Here is an 11,496-nt window from a genome sequence, read left to right as displayed (position 1 = left end):
GGGTTAGCCTATTTGTTATAACGAATAATAGCCTTCGATTAGTTCTATAATGGTGTAAAATCCTTTATTAATGTAAAGTGAAATTATGCTCTTACCTAAAATCCCTTCCCATTATTTTTTCTTTCGAAAAGGCCTTCACAACGGCTAGGTTTTTTTGAAAGAAAAAATTAATCCCCGTTTTTTATATCAGCGTAGCAGCAGATAAATGAGAGCAAATGCTTGTGAAATAAAAATAAGCAGGACTAGCACTAATAACCAATTCGGAATTGTTCGAGAGTGCTTAATAAGTTTTAAGATTTCTTCCCGATTTTCCTGTTGAGTTGTTTGCTCAAGGTGTAGTTTTCTAAGATGTACCTCAATTAACTTTTCAATTTGGGTACTGTCGGCTTTAATGCTCGTCTTCTTGAGATTCTTTTCAATCCGTTCTAAACGATTCACTTCTTGCTTAAAAGAATGTAATTCTTCAACTAGTAGTTCTGAGATTAGTTCAAGCTTTGTCATATTCCAATTCCTTTATCGATTACAATTTTTAGGACCTTTTTGGCTACAACTTTAGCCAGGCTTGGTGCAATGGGCACGCTTGTTCCTGATAAAACAACACTTTTTGCACGGCTGATTGATTTGAGCAAATTACTGGCAGACATCGAGCGATGTACTTTACTTCCTTTTATACTTTGCCCTTGGTACTCATACCGAAAACCCTGAAGTTGTTTGGATTTATTGATTACCGGTATAACACCAATATGTTGCTCTCGCATTCGATTGATGTAAGTCTGAAGATCTTTGGAGGAGCCTTGAATGGCTTGCTGATGCGCCTTATGGATTTCACCTCGCGTATGTGCGAGCGCTTTATTTTTTTCAAATTGTACGTCTTGCACGGTTTGTATGCCCATTTGCTTTGCAGTTCGCTCAGCGGCTAGCTGGCTTTGCTTTCCAATAAAACTGTCGTTATACGCTTTGCCCTTTAGATCAATACGATTGACGTAAAGATGCACGTGGGTATGCGCTTTATCTCGATGTACATAAGCCACTGCCTGTCGGTCTTGTAATTTCATTTGCTGAATAAAGTTCTTGGTGAGTTCCCCAAGTTCCCGGTTGATCAGCTTTTCTCCATCACTGACCGTTGGACTCAAAATAAAACTCAAGGTATTACGCTCACAGTTCTGATTGAGCGCTTGCACTGCTTTAAATTCCTGAGTGATCTCTTGAGCAGTTTCTCCGGTGATTAGGTTACTATAAATCTGTTTAGCTTCTTTTTCTTGATTATTGCCATATCGCAAAGCTCCAAGAGTACTGGATATGGAACTTCCTTTGCCAATCATTTGAGTATGGTTTTTAAGTGTTTCTTGATTTCTTCAGCCACTAAAATCACTTCTTCACTAAGTTTTGGATTACCTTTTTTATACATATTGCCAATACGTTTAAAATTGTTGTGATACTTCACCAGCATTTTATAGGTATTGATATGTTCTTCATTCATCCGCTCGGTGATCTGTTGTTCCATTAAACTGTTTCTGCAAAAGGCACTTAAGGAAACACCTGCAGCTTTAGCTTTTACCTGTAGTAGTTTTTTCTCATACACGCTACATCTGAATTTGATAAGTGCTCGTTTCATCGTTTGTTTATTTTTCTTTGCAACCATCGGGAGCAAAGCAAGATTGTGGCCACAGCCACACATCTTGCCCTGCTTCCCAGAAATCAGTTTTAATTCGTTTTCATTAGCCAGGCATTAACATCTTTTTCAACAGTATAGAACTCAGATTTATCGATACACTTAGAAGTTTCATTCAAGAAGTATATTGTGATTTTTCTTCCGGCTTCATCCTGATCTAAGTATAGTTCAACAACTTCATAACAATCAAAATAGGGGAGTGCTTTATCTGCAAAAGCAACAGAGTTTAAAATCAGAAAATCAGCCTCTCGTTTTAAATTTGGAAATAGTGTAACCAAGGATAGCAGATCAAACATTCCCTCTACGACGATCAAGTTTTGAGAACCATTAGTGATCCATTTCAAATCCTTTGGTGAACTGGATGATTTGAAATATTTGTTTCTAAGTTCCCATCCTCCGGAATTATTTTTCAGACCAATGGAAAAACCATAATTATCCTTAATCCTATAATGAATCTCTTTACAAAACCTCTTCGCTGCAAGCAGACTGATTTTTCGTTTCTTCAAGTACTGCACTAAAGCAGGATGCTGAATAGGCTTTACCTGTTTGATTGTAACTCCTGATTTTTTGAAATGAGTTTGCTGCTGTATTTGAAGTTTAATAGTTCCGCTATTAACTTGAGCTAAAATTGCTAATGCATCACTCACCGATACTTTTGAATGCTCACAAATCAGGTCGATGCAGTTGCCGCCTTTACCTAGTCCGTGATCGTACCAGCAGTTTAATGTTTTAGAAACTTTAAAGGATGCTTGGGTTTCTGACCGTAGGGGACTCAGAAACCAAGCTTCCTTTTCCGAATTGCGAGTGGGAAGGTGTCCTAAAAATTCCAGCGCCTTCACGATGGAAATTTTTCGGGCATTTTCACACGATAGTTTTTCTTTTTTCATCAGACTTTACTTTGGAGTTATTTTTTGATGAAGTGATGTTTTAGGCTTGTATCCTTTATGGGTTCTAGTTTTCTTAAATCATCAAAAGTGCATCAGATCATCATTCTTTTTTTTTCATCTGCATCACTTTTTATTTTGATGATTTAAAGATGAATAAATGATGAGTACTTTAATAGCTACAAATACTAGTCTTCAGCTTCATCATTCATCAGTGCATCAAAGTTTTCAATTAGAAAATCCTTAGTGATGGTAAAATATCTTCCTTTAGCCTCGGTAAACTGAAGCGATCCGTCTTGCCACATCAGCAGCTTTTGATAGCAAAGCGTATTCGATTTGTTGGTGATCCTCCAATCTTTTTTAAGCAGCCTTCTCAATTGCGTAAGATCTGTTTTGATTCTAGTTTTACTCAAGAGATTCAAAGCATCAATGGGACAGAGATCAATTTCAGTAAGGTTAAAATGATCTAATGCTAAAAGCAGGATCTCAGCAAGTTCTTTTTCTACCCGGTTTCGATTGTGGAGCACTAATCGGGTCAATGCTTTTGTTCTAATTTGATTCGAATGAAACCACATTCTGGTAGCATGCTTCGAATGGGTTCTACGATGCTTCAAAAAGTAAAGAAAGGCAGGTACTTCAGCTTCTAGATGTTCTAAATAATTGGTTACTTCCTGATCAATCCTGGGAATTTTTCGAATCCAAAATCGGGTCTCGTTTCCATCTATCTTTATAAAGTTGTCTTCGTTATTGCTGCAGAGGATAAACTTGCCAAAAAACTCAACCTCTCGTTTATCTTTGCCTTTCGCTTCAAGCATATTAATATTGGTTGTACTCAGGTATTTGATGCGTTCGGTGAGTTCTTCTTTATTAAAGAGCACTTCATCAATACAGATAAGTAGTTTATTGGCCCAATCTGCATTGAACTGACTGGTAAAACTGTCATTAGTCAGATAGGTGAGATTGTTTTCAAAAATGATTTTCAACCACTTTAAGAAGGTGCTTTTACCGGTGGAACGTTCCCGGGATACCAAACATAAAATCGGCAGTATCTGAACTGGCCGCAAGTAGAGTAGTTGTAAGTAATCCAGTCCTAACTCATAATGCTCTCCGAAAATATGTTTGATGAATTTTTGAGTATAAATTATGGTTCCCTGCTGTGGTTTTTTGCTAAGCGGAGAGTAGGTGTTATAAAAATGATAGTATTCCGGTTTAAAATCAGTATGACTGGGAATACAGGTAAACCCATCATACTTTGATATGTTACTTAAATAGGTTTTACCGTGATCCTGTCTTATAGTTTCAATACTCCAGGGAATTAAGAATTCATTAAAGTGACCTGCAATCGTAGGCGCTTTGACTAACTTGTAATAAGAGGTTCCTACACGTATATAAGGTATGGCTTTCATAATAAGATATGTTTAAATGAAAATGGAACACCCCATCCATAAGGAGAAGGGGTGTTTACTGAACTAATCAACGTTTCTTAGAAGTTGGACTATGATTCTTGTCTTCAAGTTGAAAATGAGAATCTTGTTGATTGTTTAAAAGCCATTCGTTTAGCAAATCAATATCGAAATAGATGAGTTTGCCACTGGGTTTGCAGTGTGGTATTGCTCCGGTCGAAGTCAATTTGTAAAGGTAACTGCGAGACATACCTGTATAATCGCAGGCTTCTTCGATGGTAAGTACTTTTTTTTGGGCGAGCAGAAGCGATTCAATTCTCTCCAGCCTTTCGTCTAATTTAATCGTGTTCATAATATTCGTTTTTAAAATGAATAATGAACAAAGCGCTTTGTTTCTTTTTTATAGAATTCCTTTGATAAAAGTAAGTAGCAGGTAAGTTTAAAGGCTCATACTAAGCGCATTTTTATAAACAAAATGAATTAAAAGGAAACCATATATTTTGATATCAATTGAAATTCTTTACTCACAAAAGACTTTAAATTAAATGGACCTTTTAAAGGTTTATTGGACTTATTAACAATTAAAGGATAAGAAAGTTTTAGTTCTGAACCCTCAAAGAGCTAGAAAACGTCGTTTAATTGAAGAAGTCAAGTAAAAAATATAAGTATTGTAAATAGAATACAAGGTTTTTCAGCTTGTATAAAAAGGAAAGACAATTATTTTCAGGAGAAAAATAGTGGGTAATTAAATTTTATATGAATTGATTGAGATTGGCAGAACACGGTCATTTTTAACTGTTAAAAATGTTAAAGTTTTACCTATGTTGTACCTTTAGTGAGTCAGGCAGCTACAAATTAATGTAACTGCCTGATTATCAAGTAGCGAGAGGGGGGCACGATCCCCCGACCTCCGGGTTATGAATCCGACGCTCTAACCAACTGAGCTACCTCGCCATCTTTAGTCGTCTTTAAAGACTTTGCCAAGGGGTTTCCCTAAGCGGGTGCAAATATAATAACATTTATCAAGCTGGCAAGCATCTTAAATATAAAATAAAAAATTACTGCTAATCTTTTTTACTCTGTAATTAATATTTATATTGGCGACCCAACCGAATAAAGATTCCATGGAAGAAAAAATAAAATTTGAAATCGAGTTTCCTATACAGGCCTCCCCGTCACTTTTGTATCAATATATGTCTTCGCCTTCAGGTATGTCTGAATGGTTTGCAGATAATGTAAACTCTCGCGGAGAGTATTATACGTTTATTTGGAATGGGAGTGAAGAGAAAGCAAAATTGCTAGGTAAGAAGAGTGATGAGCGCATCAAGTTTAGATGGATGGATGATGTGGAAGATGAAAATCTATATTATTTTGAGCTGCGTATTGTTGTAGATGAGATCACCAAAGATGTTTCTCTTATTGTAACTGATTTTGCTGAGGAAGATGAAGTAGATGAAGGAAAGATGTTTTGGGAGAATCAAATTTCAGAATTAAAACATATCATAGGTTCTAACTAGAGAAACCTGTAGTTAAATCTTATATTTGTCCCTTTGAAAAAAGGGACTTTTTTTATGATAAATTTTAACGGAACTCTTACCGAAAACCCACAGTTTACAGCCTATAACCGCGGAATGCTTTATGGAGATGCTGTGTTCGAAACCATACGTTATACTAGTGGTAAATTAAATTTTTGGGAAGATCATTATTTCAGACTTATGGCTTCTATGCGGATACTTCGTATGGAAATCCCTATGCACTTTACGTTAGAGAATCTTGAAGAAGAACTACTTAAAGTAATCGAGGTTGAAGGTTTAAAATCTAAATCAGCGAGTGTTAGACTTACCGTTACGCGTAATGAGGGTGGGAAATATTTACCAGAAGATAATGGCGTAGGCTTTTATGCGTTTGCCAATGAGCTTAAGAACCCTTTTTTTATACTGAGTGAAGAAAGCTACGAAGTAGAACTTTACAAAGATCATTATGTAAACGCAGATTTGATTTCTACTTTAAAGACATCTAATAAGATCATTCATGTGACTGGAAGCATTTATGCTAAAGAAAACGGTTATGCAAATTGCTTACTTCTAAATACTAATAAAGCTGTTGTTGAAGCTTTAAATGGAAACCTGTTTCTGGTAAAAGGTTCTGTGATCAAAACTCCACCTTTAGAAGATGGTTGTTTAAGAGGAATCATGCGAAAGCAACTAATAGAAATTCTTAAAAAGCTTGAGAATTTTACTATTGAAGAAGCAAGTATTTCTCCATTTGAGCTGCAAAAAGCAGATGAGTTATTGGTTACTAATTCAATAATAGGAATTCAACCTATAACTAAATACCGTAAAAAAACCTATGCTAATAATGTAGCCAAAGAATTGTTGGGTAAATTAAATGCACAGGCTAGACTAGCAAAATAATTAAATTAATTATTGCTTGGATTTTCCGGAGCATTAGACCAGAGCAGGTATTCACCACCAAGTTCAATCATTTTTTCTTTCCAAAAGTCAGGAAAGCATTTGTTGATGATATCTTTTTCGTAATTGTTTTCTGTTACAATCCAGGCATTGGCACCAAGTTCTCCATCTAACTGAGCACTATCCCAACCAGAGTATCCCAGAAAAAATCGAATCTCATCGGGTGAAATTTCATTTGCTGTAATACGTTCAATAACCGTATCAAAATCTCCTCCCCAGTAAATTCCGTTTGAAATTTCAATACTATCAGGGATCAGATCTGGTACTTTATGTAAGAAGTAGAGATTATCCTGTTCTACAGGACCGCCGTTATAAATTTGCATTTCATCACAATCAATCTCAGGAATCAGTTCATTGAGTGTGAATGTTAGAGGTTTGTTGAGTATAAAACCTACAGAGCCTTCATCAGAATGATTTGCCAGTAAGACAACAGACCGATTAAAGGAAACATCGCCAATTATAGCTGGCTCAGCTATAAGTAAATTGCCTTTTTGAGGTTTATTTGCTGTCATACACTAGTTTTTGTTCTAAACTACTCTAATTTTTTATAATTAACAAAAAAATAACAAATATAAAAAAAGCCCCCATTTATGGGAGCTTTTTAACCTTTATAAGCTATAGATGCTTAGTTTACAGCGTCTGATAAATCAGAACCAGCTTTAAACTTCACTACATTTTTAGCAGCGATCTGAATAGTTTTTCCAGTTTGTGGGTTTCTTCCTTCACGAGCTGCACGTTTTGATACAGACCAAGAACCGAAACCTACTAAAGAAACTCGATCTCCACCTTTTAATGATTTTTCGATATTTCCTAAAAATGATTCTAATGCTTTTTTAGCTGCTGCTTTAGTAATACCAGCATCTTCTGCCATTGCATCAATTAAATCTGATTTGTTCATAATTCTAAATTTTAATAAAAATTAAATGTCGGTTAAACTTTTGTTTATTGTTCTAACAAATTTAGACGGATATTTTGTTCATGCAAGCAATGGCGCAGGAAATCACGGATTATGTTGATAACTTTAACGTTTTGTTGATAACAGAAGGCGCTTTTAACAAAATATAAGTGATTACAGCATTTTCCTAGGTTTACAACGTTTTAGCTGAGTTTTGGAAGCTAAATCCATTTAGTAAATCTTTAACCGCCATTTTCTTTTTTCCTGAAAGTTGAACTTCTTCGAGTTTTAACCAATTTGTTGAGGTCGCTACATACAGTTCATCGTTTTTAATCAAAATTTCACCGATGCTTGCGTTGCCTAACTCAGAGGATTCTTCATCAGAAGTAATTGAAGCTTTATAAACTTTCAATTGATGTTCTTTAGTATCTCCATTGTTAAATAATGTCCAAGCAACGGGATACGGACTCAAACCGCGTATGTGGTTGTGAATACTCTCTACAGACTGCGACCAGTCTATGCGTGTGTTGTCTCTGTTGAGTTTGTAAGCGGTATGCAGTTGTTCTTGCTTTGGTTGAATGGTAGTTTCAACCGTATCCTTTTCTATAAGTTTAACGGTTTCTAGTATTAACTCACTACCAAGATTCATAAGCCGGTCATGTAAACCTCCTGCATTTTCTTCCGAATGGATCGTTGTGCGTTCCTGAAGAATAATAGCTCCGGTATCAATCTTTTCATCTATAAAAAAAGTCGTTACACCTGTTTCTTTTTCCCCTTTAATAATAGCCCAGTTGATAGGGGCGGCACCCCGATAATCGGGGAGAAGAGAAGCATGTAAATTAAAAGTACCATATTCTGGCATCTTCCATACTACTTCTGGTAACATCCTAAAAGCAACTACAATTTGCAGGTTAGCATTCAGTGCTTTTAATTCTTCTATGAATTCTGGGGCCTTGAGATTTGTAGGCTGCAATACAGATAAGTTTGCTTGTGAAGCATATTGTTTAACTGCGCTTTGTTGAATTTTTTGACCTCTTCCGGCAGGTCTGTCTGGAGCGGTGATCACTCCTACAACCGTATATTTATTTTCTACAAGTTTTTGCAATCCGGCAACAGCAAAATCTGGTGTTCCCATAAAAACGATGCGTAAGTCTCTCATAAAAGTTTGTATAAATTAGAAGGTGTTAGTGTTATTTTTTGGCTCTCTAAAAGTGTTTTTAGTGCCGATAAAAGTTCTTGTTCTTCAACAGAACTTAGTAGTTGGTTTAACGATTTTGAAGAATACGGTTTAGAAGCCAGTAAAGCTAAGATTTTGTTCTGCACTGCCAGACCATCAGGTTTTTTTTTCTTGCGCGTTTTAGCTAGGCAAACATCACACATTTCGCATTTGGTCTGTTGTTTTTCTTCAAAATAAGCTAGTAATTGAATGCTTCTGCATAGCGTATTATTTTCCAGATACCCTAATATACTTTTAACCTGATTTACCTTACGCGTATTCTGTGTGTTAATAGGTTTTGCAATACGATTGATGGTCAACTCATCTTCACGCTGTACCAGAAAGGTAATCGCAGTATCAAAGTGGGTATGATCGTAAACCGCGACATCATCTTGATGCAACTGCAAAAGTACCTGATGTATTTTCGCGAGCGGAGCTCCAGATTTTTTAGCGATCAGCGTATGATCTATAACAAGCGGCTGATCATAAATACCGCCGTATGTCCTGAGTATATTTTTTACAATCTCATCTATACCCGGATTTTTTATGAGATAGAAGGTTAGATTTACCGGAGTTACGGTTATCTGAAGGGTTGCTTTGCGGTAAAATTCTTGTGACAGGATTAGAATACTGTTTCGGTCGAGTTGTTGAAGCGCATTGTAGGTAAGAAGTGTATTGAAGTTATAGGTCTTGCAAAAAGTCATAAAATCAAACCTGAATGTTTCTTGCTCACCCTCGCCATAAGAGACTTGAAAAAAGCTATTCAGTTTTTTGTAAACTTTTTTAACAAAACTCACAGCCGGTAAAACCTTTAAAAACTGATTAGCCAGACGGTCTTTATCAGATTCATTGTAAAGGATTATACTGTTTGCGCGTTTATTATTTCTCCCGGCTCGTCCTGCTTCCTGAAAATAGCTTTCTAAACTTTCCGGTAATTCTACGTGTACGACCGTCTCCACATCCGCTTTATCGATACCCATACCAAAAGCACTGGTTGCAACCATTACTTGTGTTTTATTAGAAGACCAGTCATTAAACCGTTCTTGACGTTCCCCATTACCTAAACCTCCATGATAGTAATGAGCTTTAATGCCATTAGAGTTAAGGTATGCAGCATAGTTTTGAGCCGTTTTTCTGCTGCGAACATAAACTATACCGCTGCCCGTATACTTTTTAAAAAGGTAAATGAGACGGTAATATTTATCTTCTTCTTTTAAAACAATATACGCTAGATTCTTTCTTTCAAAAGATTGCTGAACAATCTTAGGGTGATATAAAGCAAGTTGTTCTACAATATCTTCCTGAACTTTTTTTGTAGCTGTTGCTGTCAAAGCGATGCAAGTTACCTCCGGAAAATTTTCTCTAAATTTTGCTATGTTGCGATATGCCGGTCTAAAATCGTGTCCCCATTGAGAAATACAGTGAGCCTCATCTACTGCAATCAGTGACAAATTCATTTGCTTTAAACGTGCCAGAACGAGTTCATTTTGCAAGCGCTCTGGCGAGAGGTAGAGCAGTTTATAGTTGCCGTAGATGCAATTGTCGAGCAGGGTATCTAATTCATTATATTTTATACCACCGGGGATGTATAATGCCTTTATATTGCGATTTTCTAACTGCATTACTTGATCGCGCATTAAAGAAAGCAATGGCGAGATCACTAGCGTAATCCCTTCAGATATAATTGCGGGAATCTGGTAACAAATAGATTTTCCGCCACCGGTAGGCAGCAATGCAAAGGTGTCTTGTTTATGTTGTACAGCTTCGATGATCTCCAGCTGTTTTGGTCTAAAAGCGTCATAACCCCAGAACTTTTGTAAAGCTTCAAGTGGCGTTATGCTCATCTTTCGAGATTTTTTAGAATAAAAGAAACCCGTTCTGCTACAGAAGTCTTAGGGACTTCAATAGGTGTGTACCCATATGATTCATAGGTTTTGACGAGCTCGTTTTGAATTTGATGTGCTTCTTCAAAACTTTCATAACGCTCTTTGTCTGTGGTATGAATATCTTTCCAAAGCGGAAGTAAAAAAATATGATCATATTTATAAGCTTTACAAGCTTTACTGAAACGTTCAGGGTATTGCTGGCCTATGAAATCCATATACGCAGTAACATCAGGAATCCCACGGTCAATAAAAACGTGCGCTGCGTCTAATGCACCGGCATCTAGATATTGCTGTATACGACGCTCCAGAAGCTTATCGCTAAACAAAAGCGGTTCTGTGAGAAAAAGCTGCTCAATACCTTCTTGCTGTGCTGCTTTTATCACCTCGCGGGAAACTTCATCCAAACACGGAAATCCTTCAGCTTTAAGCGCATTTAAAAGCGTGGTTTTTCCGGTGCTGGGACCTCCGATTAAAACGATACGTTTTGCTGTCAATTGTTGTTTTGTTTCAGGTTAAACCTAATATTTTTATAGGCATCGCCAAAGGGCTTAATACTTCGAGGCTTGCCACGAGATGTTTGTTAACTAAGCGACAAAATTAAAATAATTAAGACCGCTCTCAGCGCGTAAAAATACTCAAATAGGAAGCGATTCAAAAATTAGGTTAAGAATGGTATCTTTACAGCTTAAAATAAGGCTATGAGCACAGATAATAAATCAGAAGAATTTTATAAAAAATTGAAGAAAAGACTGGAGAAGACTACTAGTTGGCCTTCAGAATATCTTTATAAATTCATCGTTCCTTCTGAAAAAGAAAAGATTGAAGAGATTGAAAAAATTTTTGATGATATGGGCGCGGTGATTTCTACAAAAGAGTCGAGTAAAGGGACTTACACCAGCGTTTCTATAAATGTAAATATGAAAAACCCTGACACTGTAATTGCAAAATATCAAGAAGTTGCTGCTGTAAAAGGTGTAATTTCATTATAAATTCAACAAAACAGCATTAAAATTCGGTTAATTTGAATTTGTACTGTGAACTTTTGTACAATTTTTAGTACTTTGCTCAA

General features: G+C 36.3%; 14 protein-coding genes and 1 tRNA gene. 3 read left to right on the top strand and 12 right to left on the bottom strand.

Going from position 1 to position 11,496, the window contains the following annotated elements; translation table 11 throughout:
* Nucleotides 1–186: 186 nt before the first annotated feature.
* The 7 genes from DSM03_RS17910 to DSM03_RS17880 all read right to left on the bottom strand — a co-directional run bounded on the left by DSM03_RS17910 (nucleotide 187) and on the right by DSM03_RS17880 (nucleotide 4,913).
* Complete coding sequence (locus DSM03_RS17910; protein ID WP_128762926.1) at nucleotides 187–501, bottom strand: DUF6730 family protein; 315 nt, start codon at nucleotides 499–501, stop codon at nucleotides 187–189.
* Complete coding sequence (locus DSM03_RS17905) at nucleotides 498–1,322, bottom strand: relaxase/mobilization nuclease domain-containing protein (RefSeq protein ID WP_128762925.1); 825 nt, start codon at nucleotides 1,320–1,322, stop codon at nucleotides 498–500. Before DSM03_RS17905 ends, DSM03_RS17910 begins: the two co-directional genes overlap by 4 nt.
* Nucleotides 1,319–1,615 (bottom strand): mobilization protein MbpA, encoded by a 297-nt coding sequence (mbpA, locus tag DSM03_RS17900; protein WP_128762924.1) that lies wholly within the window; start codon nucleotides 1,613–1,615, stop codon nucleotides 1,319–1,321. Before mbpA ends, DSM03_RS17905 begins: the two co-directional genes overlap by 4 nt.
* A gap of 89 nt (nucleotides 1,616–1,704) precedes the next feature.
* Nucleotides 1,705–2,559, bottom strand: a complete 855-nt coding sequence (locus tag DSM03_RS17895; protein ID WP_128762923.1) for a toprim domain-containing protein — start codon at nucleotides 2,557–2,559, stop codon at nucleotides 1,705–1,707.
* A 185-nt stretch (nucleotides 2,560–2,744) separates the two neighbouring features.
* Nucleotides 2,745–3,962, bottom strand: a complete 1,218-nt coding sequence (locus DSM03_RS17890) for a primase-helicase family protein (RefSeq protein WP_128762922.1) — start codon at nucleotides 3,960–3,962, stop codon at nucleotides 2,745–2,747.
* A gap of 67 nt (nucleotides 3,963–4,029) precedes the next feature.
* Complete coding sequence (locus DSM03_RS17885) at nucleotides 4,030–4,311, bottom strand: helix-turn-helix transcriptional regulator (protein WP_128762921.1); 282 nt, start codon at nucleotides 4,309–4,311, stop codon at nucleotides 4,030–4,032.
* Nucleotides 4,312–4,839: 528 nt separating this feature from the next.
* Nucleotides 4,840–4,913 (bottom strand) — tRNA-Met (locus tag DSM03_RS17880).
* A 170-nt stretch (nucleotides 4,914–5,083) separates the two neighbouring features.
* On the opposite strand from DSM03_RS17880, the gene DSM03_RS17875 reads away from it, so the two are divergent.
* Entirely contained in the window at nucleotides 5,084–5,476 is a 393-nt protein-coding gene (locus DSM03_RS17875) for an START-like domain-containing protein (protein ID WP_128762920.1), read from the top strand.
* A 54-nt stretch (nucleotides 5,477–5,530) separates the two neighbouring features.
* Nucleotides 5,531–6,373, top strand: coding sequence for an aminotransferase class IV (locus DSM03_RS17870; protein ID WP_128762919.1), 843 nt, complete (start codon nucleotides 5,531–5,533; stop codon nucleotides 6,371–6,373).
* A gap of 5 nt (nucleotides 6,374–6,378) precedes the next feature.
* On the opposite strand, the gene DSM03_RS17865 is transcribed toward DSM03_RS17870, so the two are convergent.
* From DSM03_RS17865 to DSM03_RS17845, 5 genes are all read right to left on the bottom strand, one after another.
* A complete protein-coding gene (locus tag DSM03_RS17865; RefSeq protein ID WP_128762918.1) occupies nucleotides 6,379–6,942 on the bottom strand; it encodes a YqgE/AlgH family protein in 564 nt (187 codons plus the stop codon).
* 113 nt (nucleotides 6,943–7,055) lie between these two features.
* Nucleotides 7,056–7,328, bottom strand: a complete 273-nt coding sequence (locus DSM03_RS17860) for an HU family DNA-binding protein (protein ID WP_009779660.1) — start codon at nucleotides 7,326–7,328, stop codon at nucleotides 7,056–7,058.
* A 190-nt stretch (nucleotides 7,329–7,518) separates the two neighbouring features.
* A complete protein-coding gene (gene fmt, locus DSM03_RS17855; protein WP_128762917.1) occupies nucleotides 7,519–8,484 on the bottom strand; it encodes a methionyl-tRNA formyltransferase in 966 nt (321 codons plus the stop codon).
* Nucleotides 8,481–10,385: a RecQ family ATP-dependent DNA helicase gene (locus tag DSM03_RS17850; protein ID WP_128762916.1), complete on the bottom strand. Its 1,905-nt coding sequence runs from the start codon at nucleotides 10,383–10,385 to the stop codon at nucleotides 8,481–8,483. The genes fmt and DSM03_RS17850 overlap by 4 nt, the downstream gene beginning before the upstream one ends.
* Complete coding sequence (locus tag DSM03_RS17845; protein WP_128762915.1) at nucleotides 10,382–10,921, bottom strand: AAA family ATPase; 540 nt, start codon at nucleotides 10,919–10,921, stop codon at nucleotides 10,382–10,384. The genes DSM03_RS17850 and DSM03_RS17845 overlap by 4 nt, the downstream gene beginning before the upstream one ends.
* A 204-nt stretch (nucleotides 10,922–11,125) precedes the next feature.
* On the opposite strand from DSM03_RS17845, the gene DSM03_RS17840 reads away from it, so the two are divergent.
* Nucleotides 11,126–11,416 (top strand): DUF493 family protein, encoded by a 291-nt coding sequence (locus tag DSM03_RS17840; RefSeq protein WP_128762914.1) that lies wholly within the window; start codon nucleotides 11,126–11,128, stop codon nucleotides 11,414–11,416.
* Nucleotides 11,417–11,496: the final 80 nt, after the last annotated feature.

The sequence above is a fragment of the Leeuwenhoekiella aestuarii genome, from assembly GCF_004104055.1.
GTDB classification, from domain to species: Bacteria; Bacteroidota; Bacteroidia; order Flavobacteriales; family Flavobacteriaceae; genus Leeuwenhoekiella; species Leeuwenhoekiella aestuarii.
This window is presented reverse-complemented; position numbering and strand designations above follow the sequence as displayed.